This window comes from Actinokineospora spheciospongiae (assembly GCF_003182415.1).
GTDB classification, from domain to species: Bacteria; Actinomycetota; Actinomycetes; order Mycobacteriales; family Pseudonocardiaceae; genus Actinokineospora; species Actinokineospora spheciospongiae.
Genome location: NZ_QHCP01000001.1, coordinates 526,935 through 548,557, shown reverse-complemented (window position 1 = coordinate 548,557; position 21,623 = coordinate 526,935). Strand labels below are relative to the sequence as shown.

Here is a 21,623-nt window from a genome sequence, read left to right as displayed (position 1 = left end):
GCAGGTGAACGATTGTCTGCTCGATACAACGTCTGACCAAGGTCACTTTCCTGGGTTGCGAAGGCGTCGAGGTGTTGATCGACTTCGGGCTACGCGCCCGCGAACGCGGTGGCGTCCTGGTCGTGGTCTGCCCTTCGGGAACCGCCCCCACCGCACGCTCGTGGCCACGGGGCTCGACGAGGCGTTCATCCTGATCGAAGAAACTCGATCGTATGGGCTTCGAGGGGCTGTCGGCGTGGATCGGGGCGTCTTCACAGGTGGTGTCAGGACAGGGCGGTGCGGGTGTGGCGGGCGATTTCGAGGTCTTCGCGGGCGGTGACCACCAGTGTGCGCACCTCGGCGTCCGCCGTGCTGATGTCGGCGTCGGAGGTGGCCGTGTTGCGGGAGTCATCGACGTGCACGCCCAGGTGGGCCAGGGCCGCGGTGGCGGCGGCGCGGACGCGGGGGCTGTGTTCGCCGACGCCACCGGTGAAGGTCAGGGCGTCGAGGCCGCGCAGGCTCGCGGTCATGGCGGCGATCTCACGGACCAGGCGGTGGACGTAGACGTCGAAGGCGAGCGTGGCGGCCGGATCGCCGGTGTCGGCGCGGCGCAGGATCTCGCGCATGTCCGCGGAGCCGCCCAGGCCCAGCAGGCCCGACTCGGACTCCAGGGCGTGGGTGAGCGCGCCGAGGTCCAGGCCGCTGTGTTCGAGCAGCCACAGGACCAGGCCGGGGTCGACGCTGCCGGAGCGGGTGGCCATCACCAGGCCTGCCAGCGGGGTGAAGCCCATGGTGGTGTCCACCGAGCGGCCGCCGTCGACGGCCGCCAGGGACGCGCCCGCGCCCAGGTGGCAGGTCACGATCCGCAGGTCCCGGAGCGGGCGGCCCAACAGCTCGGCCGTGCGCCGCGCCGCGTGGGAGTGGGACAGGCCGTGGAAGCCGTGGCGGCGCAGCGCCCACCGCTCGTTCCACTCGCGCGGCAGGGCGTAGGTGGCCGCGGCGGCGGGCAGGGTGGTGTGGAAGGCCGTGTCGAAGCAGGCGACCGCGGGGGTGTCGGGCAGGACCTTCCACACCGCGTCGATGCCCGCCACTCCCCTGGGCTGGTGCAGCGGCGCCAGCTCGGTCAGCGCCGCGATGGCGTCGCGGACCCCGCTGTCGAGCACCACCGGCTCGGTGAAGCGGGCGCCGCCATGCACGATCCGGTGCCCCACGACGTCGACGGTCGACTGGGCCGTGACGAACCGCTCCAGGCCGTCGGTGTCCTCGGCGCCGGACCAGTCGGTCAGGTCCAGCGAGTCGACGACGTCTTCGCCCGCGAGCAGGCGGACCTTCAGGCTGGAGGAGCCCGCGTTGACCACCAGCACGGTGTTCGGCTCGGCCACGCTGTTCGGTGCGGTCATGGTGTTCAGTTCGTCCAGGCCCAGTCGAGGACCTCGGGCAGGTCCTCGCCGTGGGTCCGGGTCCAGGCGTGGTGCCGGGCCCGCTTGTCCACCATGGCCTGCCGCAGCCCGGCGGTGCGGACGCCGAGGCCGGGGACGCGGTCGAGCACGTCGATGACCAGCCGGAAGCGGTCCATGTCGTTGAGGACCAGCATGTCGAACGGGGTCGTGGTGGTGCCTTCCTCCTTGTAGCCGCGCACGTGGAGGTTGCCGTGGTTGTTCCGCCGGTAGGTCAGGCGGTGGATGAGCCACGGGTAGCCGTGGTAGGCGAAGATGACCGGCTTGTCGGTGGTGAACAGGGCGTCGAACTCCGGGTCGGTGAGGCCGTGCGGGTGTTCGGTGTCCGGTTGCAGGCGCATGAGGTCGACGACGTTGACCACGCGGACCTTTAACGCGGGAAGGTGCTCGCGCAGCAGCGACACCGCGGCCATGACCTCCAGGGTGGGCGCGTCGCCCGCGCAGGCCAGCACGACGTCGGGCTCGCCGCCGTCCTCCGAGCCCGCCCACTCCCAGATGCCCACGCCGCGGGCGCAGTGCAGGACCGCGTCCTCGATCGAAAGCCAGTCGGGGGTGTCGTTCTTGCCCGCGACGACGATGTTGACGTAGTCGCGGCTGCGCAGGCAGTGGTCGGCCACCGACAGCAGCGTGTTGGCGTCCGGCGGCAGGTAGACGCGGATGACCTCCGCCTTCTTGTTCACGGCGTGGTCGATGAACCCGGGGTCCTGGTGGGAGAAGCCGTTGTGGTCCTGCCGCCACACGTGGGAAGTGAGCAGGTAGTTCAACGAGGCCACCGGGCGCCGCCACGGCAGGCGCCTGCTGATCTTGAGCCACTTGGCGTGCTGGTTGAACATCGAGTCGACGATGTGGATGAACGCTTCGTAGCAGCTGAACAGCCCGTGCCTGCCGGTGAGCAGGTAGCCCTCCAGCAGGCCCTGGCACAGGTGCTCGGAGAGGACCTCGATGACCCGGCCGTCGCCGGAGAGGTGCTCGTCGGTGTCGAGGGTTCCGGCCTGCCACTGCTTGTCGGTGACCTCGTAGACCGCGTCCAAGCGGTTGGACGCCGTCTCGTCGGGACCGAAGATCCGGAAGTTGCGGGCGTCGGCGTTCTCCTCGGCGACTTCCCGCAGCCACCGGCCCAGCACCCGGGTGGGTTGGGAGGTCGATCCGCCGGGTTGGGCGACCTCGGTGGCGTGCGTGCGGAAATCGGGCAGCCGCAGCGACCGCAGAAGCAGGCCGCCGTTGGCGTGTGGGTTGGATCCCAGGCGCCGGTTGCCCGCCGGGGCCATGGCGCGCACCTGCTCGACCGGGGCGCCGGAGTCGTCGAACAGCTCCTCCGGGCGGTAGGAGCGCAGCCACTGCTCCAGCGCGGCCAGGTGTCCGGGGTTCTCCCGCACCGCGGACAGCGGCACCTGATGCGAGCGCCAAGTGCCCTCCACCGGAACACCGTCCACGTGCGAGGGGCCGGTCCAGCCCTTCGGGCTGCGGAGCACCAGCACCGGCCACCGGGGGCGGCCACTGCCGTCGCCGGTGCGCGCCCGCCGCTGGATGTCGTCGATCTCGTCCAAGGCCCAGTCCAGGGCTGCGGCCATGTCGCGGTGCATCGTCGCCGGGTCGCTGCCCGAGACGAAGCGCGGCGCGTAGCCGTAGCCGCGCAACAGCGCGTCCAGCTCGTCTTGGGGGATGCGGGCCAGCACGGTCGGGTTGGCGATCTTGTACCCGTTGAGGTGCAGGATCGGCAGGACCGCGCCGTCGGTGGCCGGGTTGGAGAACTTGTTCAGGTGCCAGCTCGCGGCCAACGGACCTGTCTCGGCCTCGCCGTCGCCGATGACGCAGGCCACGATCAACCCCGGGTTGTCGAGCGCGGCTCCATGGGCGTGGGCCAGGGAGTAGCCCAGTTCGCCGCCCTCGTGGATGGACCCGGGCACCTCCGGGGACACATGGCTGGGCACGCCGCCGGGGAAGGAAAACTGCCGGAACAGCGCGCACATGCCCGCCTCGTCCTGCCCGATGTCGGGGTAGGCCTCGCTGTAGGCGCCCTCCAGCCAGGTGTTCGCCAGCGTTCCGGGACCACCGTGACCGGGGCCGGTCACGTGGATGACGTCGCGGTCGCCCGCTCGGATCACTCGGTTGAGGTGGGCGTAGACGAAGTTCAACCCCGGGGTGGTGCCCCAGTGGCCCAGGAGCCGGGGCTTGATGTGCTCGACTCGCAGCGGCTCCCGCAGCAGCGGGTTGGCCAGTAGGTAGATCTGTCCGGCCGAGAGGTAATTGGCCGCCCGCCAGTACGCGTCGACACCGCGGAGTTCGTCGCCCAGCAGGTCGCCTGCCCGCGGTGCACCACCGGAGAGCCTGCTGTCTCGCGGTGCCGAACCCGTTCCCCCGCCCATCCTGGCTCCTCCATCGTGTCCGGCGAACAGCGGCGGGCAAGCGCCCCTCGGGCAGTCTTTCCCCACCGGTCGGTGGCCAAACAGGGGATCAGGCGCCGTGGTCGGGTCGGCCGGTGGTGTGGGCGACGAACCGGGCGGCCAGGTCACGCAGTTTGATGTTCTCCCGCTGGGACTGCTCGGCCAGCAGGGTGAACGCCTCATCGGCCGGGATCTGCCGCAGCGCCATGAGGATGCCCTTGGCCTGGTCGATCACCGCCCGGGTTTCCAGCGCGATGATGAGCTGCTCGGTGGTGTCGCGGGCTCGCTGGTAGCGGCGGTGCACGCGCAGCGTCGCGGTCACGGTGCTGGTGTAGAGGTCGAGCAGCTTCACGTCCAGTTCGGCGAACCCGTGTTCGGCGGCGCTGTAGCAGTTCACCGCGCCGGTGTACTCCTCGTCGATCGTCAGGGGCGCGGACAGGAAGCTGCCGAACCCGGCCGCCCGGGCGTCCTTGGCGAAGGCGGGCCACTGCTCGGCCGCTTCCTCGACCGACACCCGCACCAGGTGGCCGGTGCTCGCGGCGCGCAGGCACGGGCCGTCACCGGTGGCGTACTGGTCGCGGTCCAACCGGGCGGGGATGTCGCTGGTCGTGGCCGCGGTGCGCGGGGAACCGTCGACGAGCAGGGTGATGCTGGCCTCGTCCACCCCCGGCACGGCCCGGGTGACCTGCTCACACACCTGTTGCAGCAGCAGCGTGAAGTCCTCCACGCTGTCCAGCGCCGCGGTGAGGGACTCCACCGCGGCGGTGACCTCGTCGAGGACAACCGGCCACGCCCGCTCGGGTTGCTGGCCCATGACAGTTCTCCTCATCGGCCGCGCCGAACGGGAGGAAGACGTGCATACAAAGGAACGAGCGGGTCAGACGGCACCCCGAGCATGTCGGTGGCCATCCCCACCGGCGACCGGTGGGTTCCCGGCCCGCTGCTGGACCAAGAGGACACGCGCAGCGTCCCCCGTGCGACGAGGTTCCCACGGTGTTCGCGCGGAATCGGCATACCGCGGAGGTGACGCACCGCTGATCCGGTGCGCACGAGGAACCTCGGCCTCCACACAGTACAACAGCGCACACACGAGCATCAGCGCCTGCTCGGCGAACCAATCCGACGAGCCGGGGCTTCCACAAGCCTCACCCCCTGCGGCCACCACCGGTGAACCAGGGTCGTGCGACGAACCTCCGGGGACGCCGACTGCAACCCCACGCACAAGCGTGTGACCTGGTGGGCTGCGGGTCGAACAGGAAAGCGCCTTCCTCGAACCGTTGCCGGTCGGGGGCGCACCCGGTGTGTGAGCGGTTCATCAGGGACACCGGTACGTCGTTGGCCGGGTGTGGCGTGGTGACCATCCACAGCCGGGTGTCGATTCGGTTTCAGCCGGGTGCTTCCTGTGCCGTCGGCACGGACAACCCCGCGGTGTGCTCGGTGGGGTTGCCGGGGCTCGACGCTGTCGGGGCGCACCACTGGTCGGCCAGTCGGAGGAGTTCGGCGTCGGCCTCGGCGACGACCTCGTCCGGGACGTGGGCGCGCAGCGCCACCGCCACCCACAGCGCCGCGGTCGCGGGCGGTCCGTCGGCGCCGGTGGCGAGCACCTGCAGCAGCCGGGCAGCCCGTTCCAGCAGCCTGGGGTCGACGGACACACCGGGCACCGTTTCCGACCGGGGGTCGGGCGGCGGGCCCAGGCTGGGGGCGGGGCGCACGTACCGCATGGCCATCAGTGTCACCAGGTCGGCAGTCAGGTCCATGACCGCATCCTTCCCGCCCGACCTGCTCGGCGGCGGGTACGGCACGCACCCGGTCGGGTACGTTCCCGTGCTCAGTGCGAGCCGGTCAGCCCGAGCGGGGCAGCTCGCCGGTGGCTGCGAACTCCAACCGTGTGGCCACCGACACCGCTTGGTCGCCGAAGCGCTCGAAGAAACGGGCGACCAACGCCAGGCCGGCCGCGACGGCAGGACCGTGTCCCCAAGTCGACGCGGTGACGTGGGCCAAGACCTCACCGTGCAGGCCGTCGAGGACTTCATCAGCGGCCACGAGCTCGGCGTGCCCACCCTGCGCGGGACCGCCCACCAGCTCACCGACCCGATCGGCCATGTCAGCGGCCGTCTGCCCCATGCGGCTGAACGCCGGGTGCAGCTCGGTCGGGACGACCCGGGCGGGGTGGGCGATGCGGGCGTGGGCGGCGATGTGGGCGGCCAGGTCACCCATGCGCTCGATGCGCTCGGCACCGTGGATCGCGGCCAGCACCGCGCGCAGGTCCCCTGCCACCGGGGCCTGCAAGGCCAGCAGGGTGTTGGCCTGCTCCTCACACCGGTCACGCCGCTCGTCCAAGTCACTGTCAGCGGCCAGCACCTGCTCGGCCAAGGCCAGATCCGACTCCAACAACGCCCGGGTGGCCCGCCGCATCGCCGTCGCGGCGTGCTCGCACATCCCGCCCAGCTCGACACCAAGCTGGACCAGGTCCCCGTGAAAAGTCTCCCGCATCATCCCAATCCTAGTGGACGGGCCGCGCCCGCGAAGCGTCCGTGGAACGGGCCGCTCGCGCCGCCGGCGCGTCGTCCGGGGCTCGTCATGCACCAGAGGTACCACGACAAGTACCTGCGCCTGGTCCACGTTTGCGGCGTCATCCCGAACATCACCCGCCGCAGGCACTGCACACGACTCCGGCCTCGGTGTCGTCCACTGGCCGGTCGAGCACACCTTCGCCTGGCTCAAGAACCTCCGGCGCCCGCGCATCCGCACCGAACGACGAGCCGACACCCGACATACCATCCTCTTCCTGGGCTGTTCGATCTTCTGTCCCCGCAAGCTCATCCTGAACTGACTTCCAAGGCGACGGCCGCCAACCGCGTCGCCGGACTGGACCGTGCCAGTACGGTGAGGAACCAAGGAAGAACTCCAACCCGCTGAACACCTGGCCGTCTCCTCGGCGGTGTTCATCTCAAGCATCCGGGCGACGATCGGGACAGCCACCGAGCGGCTCCGGCTGCGGGGTACCACCGGTATTGGTGGCGCGGTCGTCCTCTGGTGCCCCGAGTTGCCGTTTCGCTGGTCATCGGGCGATGAGGAGTCCGTTTCGTCGAGCCCCTCCTGTTCGGTGGTGGGCTTCGCCTTGCCGACGCGCACGGCTTCTTCCTTGGGACCGGCTCCGGTGATGTCCTTCATCCGGTCTGGTACCGGACGGCCGCGAGACACGGGCGCGACGCGAACCAGCGCGGCGATGGGGCGCTGTCCCGGTGGTCAGGACGGCCGGCGACGGTGGGTCGGGTGCCCGTCCGACCTACCGCCGTTCACGGCTGTCGGTGTCCTTCGTCGGCGCGTTGCCGCCGCAGGTGCTCCCGTTCCGCATCGCCGTCGGGCTCCTGGTCGAGCCCTTGTCGGATCGTGTCCGCCTTCTCATCGGGCAGGTGCGGGGCGAGCAGCGGCACCGCGGGGTCCACGATCGCCTCGACGACCACCGGCCGGTCGGCGTGGAACGCCTCGTGCCACGCCTTGCCCACCTGCTCGGGTGAATCGACGCGGATGCCCCGCAGCCCGAGCAGCTCCGCGTAGGCGGCGTAGGGGAAGTCCGGCACGCGCTGCGAGGTGGGGAAGCGCGGGTCGCCCTCCATTTCCCGCTGTTCCCAGGTGACCTCGTTGAGGTCGCGGTTGTGCAGCACCAGCACCACGAACCGCGGGTCGGCCCAGGTGCGCCACCGGTCGGCCACGGTGATCAGCTCCGGCAGGCCGTTCATCTGCATCGCGCCGTCGCCCACCAGGGCGACGACCGGCCGGTCCGGCGCGTCCAGCTTGGCGGCCAGGCCGTAGGGCAGGGCGCAGCCCATGGACGCCAGGTAGCTGGACGTGTGGGCGGGCACGCCGACCGGCAGCGCCAAGTGACGGGCGAACCAGTAGGTGGCCGAGCCGACGTCCACCGCCACCCGCACATCGGGGGGCAGGTGGCCGGACAGCTCGTGCACCACCAGCTCCGGGTTGAGCGGGTCGGCAGGCGTCTGGGCGCGTTGCTCCGCGATCCGCCGCCACCGCGCCACGGAGGTGAGCACCCGCTGCTCCCACCGGCGGTCGGGGTTGCGGCGCAACAGCGGCAGCAGCGCCCGCAGCGTCTCGGTGGTGTCCCCCACCAGCGGGGCCTCGACCGGGTACTTGCTGCCGACCACGCGGGCCTCGATGTCGATCTGCACGGCGCGCGCCTGCCCCGGCCCCGGGTAGAACTCCGTCCACGGGTCGTTGCTGCCGACGATGAGCAGCGTGTCGCAGCCCGACATCAACTCGGCCGAGGCGGTGGTGCCCAGGTGGCCCATCACCCCGGTGTGCCACGGGGCGTCCTCCGACAGCACCGGCTTGCCCACCAGCGACGCCGTCACCCCCGCGCCCAGCACCTCGACCACCCTGGTGATCTCGCGCTCCGCGCCCGCCGCGCCGCGCCCGACCAGCAGCGCGACCTTCCGACCGGCGTTGAGCACGTCGGCGGCCCCGCGCAGGTCGTCCTGGTGCGGCAGCACTCGGGGCCGGGCGACGACAGCCGAGGAGGGCACCACGCCGTGGGTGTGCGGCGGCTCGTCCACGGCGTCGGCGCGCTGCACGTCGTGCGGCACGATCAGGCACGTCGGCACCCGTTCGGAGATCGCGGTGCGCATGGCGTTGTCCAGCAGCACGGGCAACTGCTCGGGCGCGAACACGGTCTGGGAGTACTGGCCGCACACGTCCTTGAACAGCGCGTGCAGGTCCACCTCCTGCAGGTAACCGGTCCCCAGCGCGGTGGACACCACCTGCCCGACGATCGCCACCACCGGGCGGCGGTCCAGCTTCGCGTCGTACAGACCGTTGAGCAGGTGGATCGCACCGGGACCCTGGGTGGCCAGGCACACGCCGACCTGACCGGTGTACTTGGCGTGGCCGGTGGCCATGAACGCGGCCATCTCCTCGTGCCGGGTCGGCACGAACTCCGGGTCGCCGCCCGCCCGGTGCAGGGCGGCGAGGACCGGGTCGATCCCGTCGCCCGCGTAGCCGAACACCCTGGGCACGTCCCAGGCCCGCAGGCGGCGGACGAGGGCGTCCGCGACGGTGCCGCTCATGCGACGTCCAGGACGGTCTTGAGCCAGCCCTCTTCGCGCCGGTCGAAGGTCCGGTACGCCTCGACGGCGTCGACGGGCTGCTCGTGCCGGGTGATGAACGCGGTGGGGTCGACCACGCCGCTGACCACGAGGTCGAGCAGTTCGGGCAGGTAGCGGCGGTGGTTGCAGTTGCCCATCCTGATCGTGAGGTTCTTGTTCATCGCCTCGCCGATGGGGAAGCTGTCGAAGCCGGGCGGGTAGACGCCGATGATCCCGATGCTCCCGGCCTTGGCGACCGCCTGCACCGCCCACCGCAGGGCCTGGCTGGGCGCGTCGCCGGGCACCCACTGCTCGCCGCTCGGGTTCGCCTCGGGGGCGGCCTGCTGCCGTTCCCGCTCGAACTGATCGGCCTGTTGCCCGGCCTGCTCGGCGGCGGGGCCGGTCTCGGGGCGCTGGGCGTCCACGCCGACGGCTTCGATGACGCGGTCCACGCCGATGCCACCGGTCAACTCCTTGACCAGCGCGACCGGGTCCTCGCGGTTGAAGTCGACGGTCTCGGCGTTCTGCTCGCGCGCCTTGTCCAGCCGGGAGGCGATGCCGTCGACCACGAACACCCGCCCGGCGCCCTGCCGCTTGGCCGAGGCGATGGCGAACTGCCCGACCGCGCCCGCGCCCAGCACCAGCACGCTGTCGCCCTCGCGGACCTCGGCCAGCCGCGCGCCGAACCACGCGGTGGGGAAGATGTCGGACAGCAGGATGGCCTGGTCGTCGGTCACCGCGTCGGGGATGCGCACCAGGGTCGTCATCGCGAACGGCACCCGCGCGTACTGCGCCTGCAACCCGTCCACCGGACCGGTGGTCTGCGGGCCGCCGAAGAAGGACGTGCCCGCGGACGGTCCGTTCGGGTTGGCCGTGTCGCACTGCGCGTAATAGCCTGCCCGGCAGTACGAACACGTGCCGCACCCGATCGTGGAGGTCACCACCACCCGGTCACCGCGGGAGAACCCACGCACCGCGGGCCCGACCTCCTCCACCACGCCCACGGCCTCGTGGCCGAGGACCGTGCCCTCGACCATGCCGGGCATGGTGCCGCGCACCAGGTGCAGGTCTGTGCCGCAGATCGCGCTGCGCGTGATGCGCACGATCGCGTCGCTCGGTTCCAGGATCTTCGGGTCGGGCACCTCTTCCGAGCGGATGTCCCCGGTCCCGTGCCACACCACAGCCTTCATGCCATCTCCTCCGTCGTCGTCCACGGACGGCTTCCCGCACGATCGACGGTGAAACGCGACCAACCCGGTCCGCGGGCCGGGCGTCGACGCGGCACCCGCTTCGGGGCGCGGTCGGCAACGACGCCGCGCGGCCTCGCCCGGGGCGGTGCGCCCAAGCACCTGCGACGTGCACCTTCCCGGCACACTTCGCGCAGTGGAACGTCCCGGCCTCCTGCGCCTTCTCCCCGGCGTGGGCGGTCACCTCGCGAACCTCCGTCAGCCAGTGGCGGCCAGCAGGTCTCGGCACGCCTGTTCGCAGTTGCGGCACGCCTCGGCGCAGATGCGGCAGTGCTCGTGCATGTTCGCGTGCCGCTCGCACTCGTCCGCGCAGGACTCGCACGCCGTTGCGCACGCCTCCAGCAACGACCGGCTGATGCCAGCGTCCCAGCCGGTGTGCCGGGACAGCACCCGCGCCGTGGTGGAGCAGATGTCGGCGCAGTCCAGGTCGGTGCGCACACACTTGGTCAGCTCCGCCACCGAACTCTCGCTCAGGCAGGCGTCCGCGCACGCCGTGCACGCCTGGGCGCATGCGATCAGCGCATCGATCGCCGCGGCCAGCCTGCCCCGGTCCAGGCCGATCTCGGCCGGGTGGGTTTCCAGCATCAGCATCGTCGTGGTGGTCAAGCGGATCACTCCTCAGCTCGTGTGTCACCGGAACTCGTGTGTCACCGGACTCGGATGGGTCCGGCGTCCACCCCAGTTCGACGCAATCCCTGTCAGTGCGAGCGCGGTCAACGTCGTGGGAACCACGCACAGGGCTTCACCCGCTCGACCCGATCACAATCGACGCGGCGTTCGGGAACTCCGTCGCGCACCCGGTGGTGGTCGATACCTGCCAACGTCGCGCAGCTGTCCCGTCCGTCCGCCTGGGAATGGGCTCACCGGGTGATGGCGTGTTCATGCGGCGGTATCGGCGGCGCGGCGGACGAGGTCGGCGAAGATCCCGGGATCGTCGTGCTCCACCACCGGGAACCCGGCGCCCTGCTCCCCCACCCAGCGCAGCCCGATGCCGGGGTTGTGCACGTCGTGGCCGTCGGCGAAGAACAGGTGCGGGCTGCCCTGCACCGCGTCCCGGTTGCCCCGGTAGTCGCGCATCATCGGCCCGCGCGCCCGGCCGTCGTCCAATGCCTCGCCCAGCGCGTCGGCGTCCACGTGCTCGCAGTTGCGGGCGATGTCGACGATCTCGTGCCGCAGCGAGACACACCGGCTGTCGCGGAACAGCGCCAGCCGCAGCGCCATGTCCAACTCCTCCGCCGCCCGCGGGGACTGCTCCTTCGCCGCGTGCACGGCCTCGTTGGCGGGCGCGGTGGTCACCGGCCAGTCCGCCGGGTCGCCCTGCCAGTTCTTCCACCCCAGGTCCGGCTCCAGCGCACCCACCACCGGGATCTCCGAATCCAGGAACTTCTTCGGGATCGGGAAGGCGTTGACGTCCTCCAGCAGGAAGCACCGGTGGTCCAGGTGCACCCGGTCGACCAGGTCCAACTCGTCCCGGGCCCGCAACAACCTGACGATCGCCACCGTCGACCACGCGCACGCGACATCGGTGTAGACCACGATCGTCCCCGGTCGCACTTCAGGTCGTGGCATTGCCCCACCTTCCTCTCGAGCGTCCTCGGCGAGTACCCAGGTCGGCCGGGAAGGAACGCGAGTACCCCACATCGGGACTGGGCCCGCATCGAACCTGAGAGCCCGGGTAGTCGATCCTTCGGGGTGTGGTCCTGGTGGTGGGGCTGGGCCCGCGGTTGACGACCGCCCCGGGCATGCTCAGTCGGCCGCGGTCGTCGAGGTGCGCAGCGTGGCCCAGACCACCTTCCCCCCGGAGGGGGTCGCCGAGGTGCCCCAGGCCGCCGCGAGGTTCGCCACCAGGCCCAGCCCGTGGAGTGCCCGCGAACGCGCCTGCTCGACCGAACGTGGTTCCGGGTGGGCCGGGTCCTCGTCGTACACGGCGACGGAGAGGACGCCGCGGCGGTGCTCCAAGCGGACAGCGGGCGCCGACAAGGTGTGCTGGATGGTGTTCTGGACCAGTTCGGAGGCCAGCAGCACGCCTTCGTGCAGGAACTCGTCCAGCCCCCAGCCTGCGAGCGTTTCGCGGATGAAGACGCGACCGATGCGCAGCGCGGAGTGGTCGTTGGGCAACTCGACCCCGGCCACCCGGCGCATGGGAGCGGAAACGGCGGCGAGTGCCTCGTCCGTGGTGGCGTGCACGTCGAGGAATCGGCGCAGGTGGCTGTCGGCGGCCACGGCGCCGCTGTCGGCCCCGCAGACCAGCCGCAGCACCACACCGGGCCAGTGCGCGAGCTGGTGCGCGACCGTCACGAACACCGACAGCGCGATCGGGTCCGCGCACTGCACCGCACACAGCTCGACCACCAGGGCGGTGGGCGCCTCCGCCGCGCACTTGAGCAGGTAGCCCTTGACCCGGGGATACTGCGCACGGTCGAGGCGCCCGCGCACAGCCACCACGATGGCGTCGCCCACAGCGCGGTGGCTCAGCTCCAACGGGACCGGACTGATTGCCATCCGGCCTCCTTCGGCTCACGGAATCGAACATCAACCACACGGTCGGAGCCAGTCGCCACCGCAGGCACTCCGGGGACATCGAGGGGAGTCGTCCGGCATCGACGCCCACCGCGCGGACCATGGCACCCGGCCGGACAACGCGGTCACACGAGCGGCAGCGTGACTCGGGTCAGGACGTCGTTCCGGCGCTCATCCACCCGGTCGTGGTTTCGTTCGACCGTTGACGCACCAACCCATGCCTGTCCGTCGAACACCTGCCGTCACGGTTTCCTCAACACACATGACCGGGAAGAGGCCGGTCACTTCCAAAGCCCGTCGAGGAGGGCTGCCCGAGGGGGACACCACCGCGAATCCCCTGCCGTTGTCCACGCAGCGTTGCCTGGTCTCCAGCAACATGGCCAGGCCGGTGGAACCCATGAACGACAGGGCGGTCAGGTCGATGACCAGCGCGCGGTCCCCGCTCGTGGCCGTGGCGGTGTCCAACGCCGTGTTCACCACCGGGGCGGTCACCATGTCCAACTCCCCGCTGATGTGCACCACCACGTGCGACGTCGTCTTGTCGACCCGAACATCGATCAGGTTCCCGTGCACCCCGGTCCTCTCTCGGCGCATTCGGCACTCACTCCGGTTCCCGCGCGGCTTCGTCGAACCCGCGAAGCCGCCGCGGTGTCCAGGAGCACCGCCGGGCACCCGTCCACGATCGGGCTACCCGCGCACAGGCGCGGGGAAACCGACGGAGCCCGAGACGTCCGACGATCCGTGGGGATCCTCTGCCCAGGTCCGCTGTCGCGGACACTCGACGGGGAACGGTCGGTCACCGGGGTCGGCGCGCGCCGGGGCTCACCGACGCCGTGGTCGGTGGCCTGCCGCCCCAACTCCCGCTCACCCATCTCCCGGACCGCGTCGGACAACGAGGGAAAGGTCGGGATACAGGTGTGCGCGCCGCTCAGCCGCACCACCCGCAGGGCCAGCCCGTCCGCGGCGACCAAGGCCAGCGCGTACCCCCTCGCACCGCGCGCGGCCGCGTCCTCGACGATCAGACCGAGACAGGACGCCGACAGGATTTCCACCGCCGACAGGTCCAGGATGGCGACCGGCTCCGGCAACGCCGCGAAGACGTCGCGCAGCCCCCTCTCAGCGGTCAAGTCCAACGCCCCGCGCAGCACCGCCACGCCGATGTCCGAACGGTAGGAGACCAGACGGGCGAGCGGCGCCGCGCCCGCCGCGAGGTCACGACCAAGGGGTGAACTGTGCTCCCCTCGCACAGCCGAGTGCGCCACATGCGGTCCGGCCCCGCGGCGGTCACCGGGTCCCGCCCCGGCGACGTGTCCTCGCGCGGCCTCATTGTCACTCTTTCGTGCATCCACGGCCGGGGCATACCCGCTCACCCGGAATCCACGTCTGTTGGGCCCAGACGGTCCATCCGTTCGGCACCAGCGCGCGGGGTCGCCCACCTGTGCGGACCGCAACGCTGGAACAGAACTCGCCGAGTACCAGGTGGGCGGGGTCGATCGTGAACGTCGAGCAGGACACGGCCGCTGCACCTGTTCTTCATGCTGGGCGGCGGTGGGGTGCCGGGAAGGCGGCGGCGACCCGGCCGACGAGGCAGGTGGCGAGTGCGCGGACGGCGTCGACGTCGGTGGAGCGGTCCAGTGCGGTGATGACGTGGTGGCTGCGGCTTCCGACTCGCAGTTCGTCCGTCCCGTCCTGAGAACGCAGGTCCACCTGGACCACGTGGGCACCCCTGTCCGAGATTACCGGTCGCGCGGGATCACCCCCACCACGGGCAAAGGCTCACCTCCGGCCTGGATGCCCTCGGCCCGCACGTCGGCGAGCGCGGCGCCTGGCCCATCTGGGTTGGGAACCGCCGGGCAAGGCCTCCTTCACCGAGGCCGTCGCCGGACTGACCGCCATCCGGATGAGGTGCGGAACGACCAAGCCCGCGAAGCCGGTACCATGCGGAACGCCTTCCCAGGCCGCTCGGTCCTGTGGCGCGTTGTTCCGCTGATCACCCTCACCACTGCGCGGCAGTTCCGAACTCGCACCGGATTCCCTCCGACCGCCGGAGGTCGAGCGGCCGAAGCTCCGCCACAGACACTTGCGGGCAGGATCGTCGACAATGCGGCCACAGCGACAGCGCGCACCGAGTTCTCCTTTGCACTCGCAGGGGCCCGACGCCAACGCCATCCCCACCTCGAGCGTGCCCGTTGACCATCGCGTAGCCGCGCCGCTGTTCAGAAGGGGACCCAACAGGTGATGTCCATGTCTCGGTCGGCCAACCGGGTGTGGGTCCGCCGCAGGGTCAGTTCGCGCTGGTGGATCGCCGCCCGCAGCACGTCGGCGGGACCGGGTCACCCAGGATCACCGAAACACCACGCCACCGGATGGAGCACGCCTTGCGTTCGACACCAAAGGGTAAGATCACACCAACGGGTTCGGCACAAGTGAGAATCGGCCAAATCCACGTGTGTTGAACCCGGGGCCGGCTTGGTGAATGCCGATGGGTACGGGCGTGCACGTCAGCGCGAGGCGTTCCGCGCGACGGCGCAGCAGAACCCAACCGTCGCTGGCGCTTTCGACGTCGAAGCCTTGCTCGAAGTACTCGTCGAGTGCACGGCGCATCGCCGCGCCTGCGGCAACGTACAAAACAGGGCAGGGTGCCCTCGGGGCAGGCCCGCTCAGCGCGGGAACCGCTCCGGGGGCCGACGAGGTCTGGGAAAGAGCGTCGCTCACGTCACCGACCATGACCCCTTGTTCCCACCGCGGGGCGCGGTGAAACCTGGATCGTCCGGACAACGGTGGCAGGGCGGCCGTGCAGCCGGACCAGCCCGCCCGGGCCCGAACCACGGCACACCCACAGCACATCAACGACCCGCGCTCCCCATAGACGCTGCGCCCTGCTGCCGTTGAGGTCGCCACGCGGATGCACCTCGAACAGGTGGGGTGAACAACGGCCCCCGCAGTGGACGAAGAAAGATTCATGTCTACGGTGACTCTCGAACGGGCGGTTGAGCAGACAGCCGTCGCCGTCGATGGCTTCCTCAACCGGAGAACTCCAGGTGAACGATTGTCTGCTCGACACAACGGTTGCACGGACCGCAGGATGGACCACCGTGCAGGTCAAGGGCGAGGTCGACCTCCTGACCGCGCCCGCCCTGCGGGCGGCCGTCTCCGACGGCCTCACCCGGTTGCCCTCACCCGCCGTCGTCGTGGTGGATCTGACCGGGGTCACTTTCCTGGGGTGCACGGGCATCGGGGTGTTGGTCGACGCTGGGCTGCGCGCCCGCGAACGCGGTGGTGCCATGGTCGTGTCCTGCCCCGGGGGAACCGCGTCTCGTCGGATCTTCACGCTCCTCGGACTCGATGGCGTTCTGACCTTGATCGAGAACCTCGATGACCTGGACGGGGTGATCTGAGCCACCGAGAGCAACCGGGCACCGCTCCTCTCACCCGGTGGCCGCTGCTTCCGATGTCGCAGCACCACCTGCGGGGCGACAGGTACGCCGACTACAACGTCGAGGAGGACCGGCGGGCGGTCGCGGTGACCTGCGGCCCCACCCGGCTGGTGATCAGGTCACGGGCGGCCTCGTCGCTGCCCGTGACCGCGCCGCCACCCTGGCGGTCACCGGCGCCGCCGTCCATGGAACTCGTCAGCCCCGCCGACCGGTCAGCACCGGTTCCCGGCCACATCTTCGAAGGGCGAGAGGCACTTCACCACAGGCGGCCGGTTCGGTTCAGGCGGGGAGGGTGGGTCGTCGAGTTTACGTTCCATGTCCAGGGCCAGGCGTTGCACTGCCCTCTCCCGATTTCCGCCGGTGGCATCGGCGGGGGATCGCAGCCCGCCTGCGCGCCACCGGGATGCCCGTGGCACCGGCGCCGCTGCGGCACTGAGGGGGCAAGGCTCTCGCTCATGCCGTTCGTACTGGCTTCGTACTGGCATGGAGGGATGCCGTTAGGGGTGTGCACGGACATGCCGACCACGAAGGTGTCCGCGCCAAGGCAGTGGTTCGGCCTTGAACGCAACCACTATGACCGCGTCGATCACGTCGTGCAGGGAGCGGTGTCCGCCGTCGTGGTGCGCGAGTTGTCGATCCGGTGCATTCGTCCCCTCGGTGTGGTGCGATCCGGGGCTGATCGCCCGACGACTCCGATGTGGACCGTACCCGTGGTGCTGCGTGCGCCGGGTGTCTGCCTGCTCAGCCACGAGGTGGTGGCCACCGACGGCATCGGTGGCACCACCTCGCAGACCGTCGAGCGGTACGGTGTCCCGACACTGTGAGGCGCCTGGTCGGCGCCACACCCGAGTGAACACCACCCGGCAAGGTGAGCATCGTCGCGGGCGCATCCGGCCGTCGTCCGCACCTTGTGCCCGCGGTCCATGTGGGCGGGACCGCGGGCACAAGGTGCGTCGCGGTCAGCCGTTGAGTCGTCGGGCGAGCAGTTCCTTGCCCTCTTCGGCGCCCTTGTGGCTCGCGCCCTGGGCGCGGCGGAAGAAGTCCGCCAGTTCGCTGTCGCCCGCGCGGTCGGCGTCGGCGATGTAGGTCTCCAGGCGCAGCGCGTTGCTCAGGCACGCCTCGACGAACCAGATGATGTTGTAGTCCTTGTCCTGCGTACCCGTCACCTGACCGCTCTCGTTGCCGGACATCCGTTCCTCCTCGTGGTCGGGGTTTCCTGCCCTGCGTGGTACCCGTCGGAGACGGGTTGACACCCATGCGCACGGGAGGAAGTGGGGCATCCGGCTGGTTTCCGCCGGAACGGTGCGGGTATGCGGTTCGGACACCGGCCGACGACCGCGAGGAGGACACCCATGTCCCGATACGGGGATGAGGTGGCGGCGCTGGCCGCGCCGCTGACCGATGCGGGCGATCTCGACGTGCTGCTGGATCGGGTCGGCGACGCGCGGGTGGTGATGGTCGGTGAGGCCAGCCACGGCACGCACGAGTTCTACCGGTGGCGTGAGGCGCTGACCCGGCGGCTGATCACCGAGAAGGGCTTCTCCTTCGTGGCGGTGGAGGGCGACTGGCCCGACTGCGGCCGGGTGGACCGGGCGGTGCGGTGCTCGCGGCACGCCCCCGAGGACCCGCGTGCGGCACTGGCGGCGTTCGAGCGGTGGCCGACGTGGATGTGGGCCAACGAGGAGGTCGTCGACTTCTGCCGGTGGTTGCGCACGCACAACAGCGGGCTCGACATCCACCGGAGGGTGGGCTTCCACGGCTTGGACGTGTATTCGCTGTGGGAATCGCTGCGCGAGATCCTGACCCACCTGCGCGAGCACGACCCCGCCGAGGTGCCCGCGGCCTTGGCCGCCTACCGGTGCTTCGAACCCTACGGCGAGAACGCGCGGTACTACGCGTCGGCCACCCGCCTGGTGCCCACCGGCTGCGAGAACGAGGTGGTCGACCTGCTGGTGCGGCTGCGGGGGCGGGCCGCGGGCGGCGGCGCGTTCGGGGCGTGGCAGAACGCCGAGGTCGTCGCGGGGGCCGAGCGCTACTACCGGAGCATGGTCCGCGGTGGGGGTGAGGCGTGGAACGTCCGCGACCGCCACATGGACGAGACCCTCGACCGGCTGCTCACCCACCACGGGCCGGGCGCGAAGGGGGTGGTCTGGGCGCACAACACCCACGTCGGGGATGCCCGCGCCACCGACATGGCAGTCCACGGCGAGGTCAACCTCGGCCAACTCGCCCGTGAGCGGTACGGCGCGGACCAGGTGGTGCTAATCGGGTTCGGCAGCCACCGCGGCACCGTCATCGCGGGCGACTCGTGGGGGGCGCCGATGCGCGAAATGCCCGTGCCCGCCGCCCGCCCCGGCTCCCTGGAGGACGTGCTGCACGCGGCCGCACCCACATCGGCCCTGTTCGTCTTCCCCCGCGACGACCGCCCCGACCTGCTCACCACCGAACTCGGGCACCGCGCCGTCGGCGTGGTGTACCACCCCGAACGCGAACACCGGGGCAACTACGTGCCCACCGTGCTCGGCGACCGCTACGACGCCTTCGTCTGGATCGACCGGACCCGCGCACTGCACCCGCTCCACACCCGTCAGACGGACGCACTGGAGCCGCAGACCCATCCGACAGGCACCTGACCGAACGTCCCCGGTGCAGAAACCCATGACGACAGGCCTGCCACCGACGCCACCGCTCGTGCCGCGCAATGCCCGGCGCCGTCCGCACCGTCGCCTCCCGCAGAGGCGACCCGGTTCGGCAGGCGAGGCGCCCCCCGCGTCCGCGCACCTGACACCGGTCGTCGGCGAACTCGCCGAACCAGACCTCGACCCCGACCGGCAGGCCTTCCGGTACCCCGAGCACCACCCGGGGGGCAAGCGGACCGGTCCCGGTCGGCGTGGTTCCCGCTCCTCGACCCCAACGTCCACAAGCCGTCACCTGCGGATCCCGATGGTGACAACCCGGGTGGTGAGTCGGCACGAGCCCGACCCACCACCCCCATGTGGAACACGCTCGAAAACGGGTAGACAGAGCTGACCGCTGATCGCGAACAGGAGCGCACAACATGGTCCAGCCGACCCCTCCACAACCGGCGCAACCACCCATCCCCGAGCCGATCCCCCGGCCGCCCGGCCCCGAACCCACCCCCGGCACGGAACCACCGGTCCCGCCGACGCCCGACCCGCCCGATCCGTCCCGACCTGAACCGCCACCCCCCAGCCGCTGACGCCTCATCTGCCCGGGTCGGCGAAGACATCTCCACGTCCGACTCGCTGTCGAGCGGCATGAGCACGGGGACAGCCCCCGCGAGGAGAACACCGTGCACGAGCAGCACAACGACAAGGCGGATGAGCGGGAGTCGATCGAACTCCACAAGCGTGCCCAACTCCTCGGCCTCGTCGACCACGACGAATTCTCACCAGACCAACTGCGCGCCGCGATCCGGGCCCGCGAACAGGGAGCCGATCCTCACCAGGCCCAAGGACAGGTGGAAGAAGGGACACCACGGACGACCGGCGACGCTCACGGGTGAGCTACTGCAAGGGCCGAGTCGGGCGGAAGGCAGGCCTGGTAGACTGGACGCGGACCAGTGCACTTCCGGCAGGCAGGGCGCACCGGTCGTCGGCCGACACCGCGATCAGTCCGGCGCGATCGGGTGGTCGATACCCGCGGCGAGCAGTTGCGCCAAGTGGATCCCCTCATGGCCACCGCTGTCGAGCTGGTGGACCTGGGTGCGGCAGCTGAACCCGTCGGCGAGCAACGGGGTGTCGGTGCCGGTGTCGCGCAGGCGGGGCAGGAGCACGCGTTCGGCGCAGGCCTCGCTGACCTCGAGGTGACCGCGTTCGAAGCCGAAGTTGCCCGCCAGGCCGCAGCAGCCCGAGTCCAAGCGGTCGACGTCGACCCCCGCCCGGCGCAGCAGTTCGGCGTCGGCGTCCCACCCCATCACCGCGTGCTGGTGGCAGTGCACCTGGGCCAGCGCCCGCGCAGCGGACCGTCGACGGTGGCCCCGAAGGCAACCAAGTTATACAAAAGAACGACCTACCGAGAGGCGGCGGTCAACTCCGCAGCGAACTCGGGCGCCCACGCCACGATCTCCGCGTCGCCCCTGACCACGGAGGATAACTCCGCCAGGCCCGCGAGGGCGGGGCGTCGGTTACCAGTGACCAGGTGGATCTCGACGCTGGGGTCCGTCCTGCGCACGGCGGCAGCAAGGGTATGCAGGGCGGTGGTGCGGCCCGGAGCCAGACGGACCGCACACCACCAGGCCTTCCCGGGCGGGTGGCCACCGACTCCAGCGAGGCCTGCAGGCCGATGACAGGGCGGCCATCGGCAGTGACAGGGAGCTCGGTGCGCTACTGGCTCGGTCCGGACGGCACCATGCACCGGGTCGAGGTCGCGGTGGCCTCCGAACCGGGCCCGGTCGTCATCGACTTCGACACGCACAGCCGCGCCGCGGTGCCCGCGCTCCCCGGCGCCGTCCCGCCGCGGTGACGGCCGCGGGCTCAGGACACCCGCACCAGTGCGCGGTCGGCCAGCAGCGACGCCGCGGGCACGGGGACCGCGGTGGGGTCGGGCAGCGCGGGGACGGCGGGAACCTCGCTCGCCCCGGCGGCCCCCGGGAGTTGGGGCTGCGCGGGCGGTGCGGCCACCTCGGTGAACGGGATGCCCCGGGGTGGGCGCGGACCGGTCAGCGCGCCGGAGGGGGACGGCGATCCGGGAGTCGCCGGGCACGGTGCGGCCGTCGTGAGCCCGGCGGGCGCGGTGCGCAGGTCCGCACCGCCGACGCAGTTGCCGTACCCCTTCGTCGCGGTGGGGAACACCCATCCCACGTCGACCCCGTTCGCGGTGAAGACGTTGTCCAGGACCTGGTCGCCGTTCGCCGGGATGTCCTGGGTCGCGGTGATCACCAAGCCCGCGTTCGCGTTGTCGGTGATCCGGTTGCGCAGGACCCGGTTGTCGCTGCCGCCGTCGATGCCCACACCGGTGCCCCACCCGCCGTCGGCCTGCTCGGGGGTGGCCACCTGCTGGTTGGCCGCGATCAGGTTGCCCGCGACGACCGAACCCCGCTGCGGCAGCAACTTCTCCTGGTGATCGGAACTGGTGGCGAGACCGACCCGGTTGCCCGAGAAGCGGTTGCCGACCACGTACACGTCACCGCTGGCGTTGGTGGCCTCGAAGCCGATCGCGTTCAACTCGGCGACGTTGTCGCGCACCACGACGCGGCAGGGCTTGCACTGCCCGAGGTAGATCCCCGAGTCGACGCTCCCGGAGGCGTAGGAACCCTCGATCACGCCGTTGCGCGCGGAGAACGCGTAGATGCCGTAGAGGCCGTTGCCGGTGGCGGTCACGTGCGAGACCAGGAACGAGTCCAGGAAGCACCGGCGGCCCTGAGCTGCGCTGTCGTCCTCACCGGAGCAGCCGGAGAGCGCCACCGCCGCGGCCCACACCCGAAGATCCACACGGAGCATGGGTCGAGTCTGGCACGGACACCGGACTGGTCCGC

At 70.9% G+C, this 21,623-nt stretch carries 22 protein-coding genes, 1 pseudogene and 1 riboswitch; of the genes and pseudogenes, 6 read left to right on the top strand and 17 right to left on the bottom strand.

What is annotated here, in order from left to right; genetic code table 11:
• Positions 1-263 precede the first annotated feature (263 nt).
• The 5 genes from DFQ13_RS02300 to DFQ13_RS02280 form a co-directional block, all read right to left on the bottom strand.
• On the bottom strand, positions 264-1,379 hold the full coding sequence (locus DFQ13_RS02300; RefSeq protein ID WP_052020847.1) for an acetate/propionate family kinase: 1,116 nt from the start codon (positions 1,377-1,379) through the stop codon (positions 264-266).
• Between the two features lie 5 nt (positions 1,380-1,384).
• The gene (locus DFQ13_RS02295) at positions 1,385-3,802 is read right to left on the bottom strand and encodes a phosphoketolase family protein (protein WP_110078617.1); all 2,418 of its coding nucleotides are present in this window, start codon (positions 3,800-3,802) and stop codon (positions 1,385-1,387) included.
• An 88-nt stretch (positions 3,803-3,890) separates the two neighbouring features.
• The gene (locus tag DFQ13_RS02290) at positions 3,891-4,634 is read right to left on the bottom strand and encodes a GAF and ANTAR domain-containing protein (RefSeq protein WP_035279880.1); all 744 of its coding nucleotides are present in this window, start codon (positions 4,632-4,634) and stop codon (positions 3,891-3,893) included.
• Between the two features lie 571 nt (positions 4,635-5,205).
• On the bottom strand, positions 5,206-5,577 hold the full coding sequence (locus tag DFQ13_RS02285) for a hypothetical protein (RefSeq protein WP_110078616.1): 372 nt from the start codon (positions 5,575-5,577) through the stop codon (positions 5,206-5,208).
• Positions 5,578-5,662: 85 nt separating this feature from the next.
• Entirely contained in the window at positions 5,663-6,313 is a 651-nt protein-coding gene (locus DFQ13_RS02280) for a phosphate signaling complex PhoU family protein (RefSeq protein WP_035279952.1), read from the bottom strand.
• Positions 6,314-6,326: 13 nt separating this feature from the next.
• Here DFQ13_RS02280 and DFQ13_RS35870 point away from each other — a divergent pair, with 13 nt between their 5' ends.
• A complete protein-coding gene (locus DFQ13_RS35870; protein ID WP_407643118.1) occupies positions 6,327-6,653 on the top strand; it encodes a transposase in 327 nt (108 codons plus the stop codon).
• Positions 6,654-7,119: 466 nt separating this feature from the next.
• Here the strand turns inward: DFQ13_RS35870 and DFQ13_RS02275 are convergent, their stop codons facing one another.
• The 8 genes from DFQ13_RS02275 to DFQ13_RS32910 all read right to left on the bottom strand — a co-directional run bounded on the left by DFQ13_RS02275 (position 7,120) and on the right by DFQ13_RS32910 (position 15,293).
• Positions 7,120-8,904 (bottom strand): thiamine pyrophosphate-requiring protein, encoded by a 1,785-nt coding sequence (locus DFQ13_RS02275; RefSeq protein WP_035279882.1) that lies wholly within the window; start codon positions 8,902-8,904, stop codon positions 7,120-7,122.
• The gene (locus tag DFQ13_RS02270; RefSeq protein ID WP_110078615.1) at positions 8,901-10,112 is read right to left on the bottom strand and encodes a zinc-dependent alcohol dehydrogenase; all 1,212 of its coding nucleotides are present in this window, start codon (positions 10,110-10,112) and stop codon (positions 8,901-8,903) included. The genes DFQ13_RS02275 and DFQ13_RS02270 overlap by 4 nt, the downstream gene beginning before the upstream one ends.
• Before the next feature lie 255 nt (positions 10,113-10,367).
• A complete protein-coding gene (locus DFQ13_RS02265) occupies positions 10,368-10,775 on the bottom strand; it encodes a four-helix bundle copper-binding protein (protein WP_407643117.1) in 408 nt (135 codons plus the stop codon).
• 273 nt (positions 10,776-11,048) lie between these two features.
• Complete coding sequence (locus DFQ13_RS02260) at positions 11,049-11,738, bottom strand: DsbA family oxidoreductase (RefSeq protein ID WP_035279884.1); 690 nt, start codon at positions 11,736-11,738, stop codon at positions 11,049-11,051.
• A 177-nt stretch (positions 11,739-11,915) separates the two neighbouring features.
• On the bottom strand, positions 11,916-12,671 hold the full coding sequence (locus DFQ13_RS02255) for an ATP-binding protein (protein ID WP_146241043.1): 756 nt from the start codon (positions 12,669-12,671) through the stop codon (positions 11,916-11,918).
• Positions 12,672-12,860: 189 nt separating this feature from the next.
• Positions 12,861-13,283, bottom strand: coding sequence for an anti-sigma factor antagonist (locus tag DFQ13_RS02250; protein WP_110078613.1), 423 nt, complete (start codon positions 13,281-13,283; stop codon positions 12,861-12,863).
• A gap of 939 nt (positions 13,284-14,222) precedes the next feature.
• Positions 14,223-14,405: a hypothetical protein gene (locus DFQ13_RS02240; protein WP_035279886.1), complete on the bottom strand. Its 183-nt coding sequence runs from the start codon at positions 14,403-14,405 to the stop codon at positions 14,223-14,225.
• A gap of 175 nt (positions 14,406-14,580) precedes the next feature.
• Positions 14,581-14,724, bottom strand: a riboswitch (cobalamin riboswitch).
• Positions 14,725-15,092: 368 nt separating this feature from the next.
• Positions 15,093-15,293, bottom strand: a complete 201-nt coding sequence (locus DFQ13_RS32910; RefSeq protein ID WP_146241041.1) for a hypothetical protein — start codon at positions 15,291-15,293, stop codon at positions 15,093-15,095.
• A 410-nt stretch (positions 15,294-15,703) separates the two neighbouring features.
• Between DFQ13_RS32910 and DFQ13_RS02235 the strand changes: the two genes are divergently transcribed.
• Positions 15,704-16,087: an STAS domain-containing protein gene (locus DFQ13_RS02235; RefSeq protein ID WP_084175363.1), complete on the top strand. Its 384-nt coding sequence runs from the start codon at positions 15,704-15,706 to the stop codon at positions 16,085-16,087.
• A gap of 91 nt (positions 16,088-16,178) precedes the next feature.
• Here DFQ13_RS02235 and DFQ13_RS35470 read toward each other — a convergent pair whose 3' ends face one another.
• Positions 16,179-16,313 carry a hypothetical protein gene (locus DFQ13_RS35470; protein WP_267880588.1) on the bottom strand — a complete coding sequence of 45 codons (135 nt, stop codon included), beginning with the start codon at positions 16,311-16,313 and terminating at the stop codon, positions 16,179-16,181.
• Here DFQ13_RS35470 and DFQ13_RS35740 point away from each other — a divergent pair.
• A complete protein-coding gene (locus DFQ13_RS35740) occupies positions 16,312-16,950 on the top strand; it encodes a DUF2238 domain-containing protein (RefSeq protein ID WP_325050891.1) in 639 nt (212 codons plus the stop codon). The two genes, DFQ13_RS35470 and DFQ13_RS35740, sit on opposite strands and share 2 nt — an antisense overlap.
• A gap of 135 nt (positions 16,951-17,085) precedes the next feature.
• Here DFQ13_RS35740 and DFQ13_RS02225 read toward each other — a convergent pair whose 3' ends face one another.
• Complete coding sequence (locus DFQ13_RS02225; RefSeq protein WP_035279888.1) at positions 17,086-17,316, bottom strand: hypothetical protein; 231 nt, start codon at positions 17,314-17,316, stop codon at positions 17,086-17,088.
• A 162-nt stretch (positions 17,317-17,478) separates the two neighbouring features.
• Between DFQ13_RS02225 and DFQ13_RS02220 the strand changes: the two genes are divergently transcribed.
• Positions 17,479-18,759 carry an erythromycin esterase family protein gene (locus DFQ13_RS02220; RefSeq protein WP_052020850.1) on the top strand — a complete coding sequence of 427 codons (1,281 nt, stop codon included), beginning with the start codon at positions 17,479-17,481 and terminating at the stop codon, positions 18,757-18,759.
• 680 nt (positions 18,760-19,439) lie between these two features.
• Complete coding sequence (locus tag DFQ13_RS02215; protein WP_035279889.1) at positions 19,440-19,652, top strand: hypothetical protein; 213 nt, start codon at positions 19,440-19,442, stop codon at positions 19,650-19,652.
• A 105-nt stretch (positions 19,653-19,757) separates the two neighbouring features.
• On the opposite strand, the pseudogene DFQ13_RS02210 reads toward DFQ13_RS02215, so the two are convergent.
• Positions 19,758-20,114 (bottom strand): annotated as a pseudogene (locus DFQ13_RS02210) (FAD-binding oxidoreductase); the annotation flags it as partial.
• Between the two features lie 353 nt (positions 20,115-20,467).
• Here DFQ13_RS02210 and DFQ13_RS33490 point away from each other — a divergent pair.
• Positions 20,468-20,611, top strand: a complete 144-nt coding sequence (locus tag DFQ13_RS33490) for a hypothetical protein (protein ID WP_181399834.1) — start codon at positions 20,468-20,470, stop codon at positions 20,609-20,611.
• Positions 20,612-20,622: 11 nt separating this feature from the next.
• Here DFQ13_RS33490 and DFQ13_RS02205 read toward each other — a convergent pair whose 3' ends face one another.
• Positions 20,623-21,588 carry a right-handed parallel beta-helix repeat-containing protein gene (locus DFQ13_RS02205; protein ID WP_084175365.1) on the bottom strand — a complete coding sequence of 322 codons (966 nt, stop codon included), beginning with the start codon at positions 21,586-21,588 and terminating at the stop codon, positions 20,623-20,625.
• Positions 21,589-21,623: the final 35 nt, after the last annotated feature.

Coding starts and splice junctions, on each gene's coding strand:
- DFQ13_RS02300 (WP_052020847.1), bottom strand. CDS start 1,379: ATGACCGCACCGAACAGCGTGGCCGAGCCGAACACCGTGCTGGTGGTC.
- DFQ13_RS02295 (WP_110078617.1), bottom strand. CDS start 3,802: ATGGGCGGGGGAACGGGTTCGGCACCGCGAGACAGCAGGCTCTCCGGT.
- DFQ13_RS02290 (WP_035279880.1), bottom strand. CDS start 4,634: ATGGGCCAGCAACCCGAGCGGGCGTGGCCGGTTGTCCTCGACGAGGTC.
- DFQ13_RS02285 (WP_110078616.1), bottom strand. CDS start 5,577: ATGGACCTGACTGCCGACCTGGTGACACTGATGGCCATGCGGTACGTG.
- DFQ13_RS02280 (WP_035279952.1), bottom strand. CDS start 6,313: ATGCGGGAGACTTTTCACGGGGACCTGGTCCAGCTTGGTGTCGAGCTG.
- DFQ13_RS02275 (WP_035279882.1), bottom strand. CDS start 8,904: ATGAGCGGCACCGTCGCGGACGCCCTCGTCCGCCGCCTGCGGGCCTGG.
- DFQ13_RS02270 (WP_110078615.1), bottom strand. CDS start 10,112: ATGAAGGCTGTGGTGTGGCACGGGACCGGGGACATCCGCTCGGAAGAG.
- DFQ13_RS02260 (WP_035279884.1), bottom strand. CDS start 11,738: ATGCCACGACCTGAAGTGCGACCGGGGACGATCGTGGTCTACACCGAT.
- DFQ13_RS02255 (WP_146241043.1), bottom strand. CDS start 12,671: ATGGCAATCAGTCCGGTCCCGTTGGAGCTGAGCCACCGCGCTGTGGGC.
- DFQ13_RS02250 (WP_110078613.1), bottom strand. CDS start 13,283: ATGCGCCGAGAGAGGACCGGGGTGCACGGGAACCTGATCGATGTTCGG.
- DFQ13_RS32910 (WP_146241041.1), bottom strand. CDS start 15,293: ATGCGCCGTGCACTCGACGAGTACTTCGAGCAAGGCTTCGACGTCGAA.
- DFQ13_RS02235 (WP_084175363.1), top strand. CDS start 15,704: ATGGCTTCCTCAACCGGAGAACTCCAGGTGAACGATTGTCTGCTCGAC.
- DFQ13_RS35740 (WP_325050891.1), top strand. CDS start 16,312: ATGGAACTCGTCAGCCCCGCCGACCGGTCAGCACCGGTTCCCGGCCAC.
- DFQ13_RS35470 (WP_267880588.1), bottom strand. CDS start 16,313: ATGGACGGCGGCGCCGGTGACCGCCAGGGTGGCGGCGCGGTCACGGGC.
- DFQ13_RS02225 (WP_035279888.1), bottom strand. CDS start 17,316: ATGTCCGGCAACGAGAGCGGTCAGGTGACGGGTACGCAGGACAAGGAC.
- DFQ13_RS02220 (WP_052020850.1), top strand. CDS start 17,479: ATGTCCCGATACGGGGATGAGGTGGCGGCGCTGGCCGCGCCGCTGACC.
- DFQ13_RS02205 (WP_084175365.1), bottom strand. CDS start 21,588: ATGCTCCGTGTGGATCTTCGGGTGTGGGCCGCGGCGGTGGCGCTCTCC.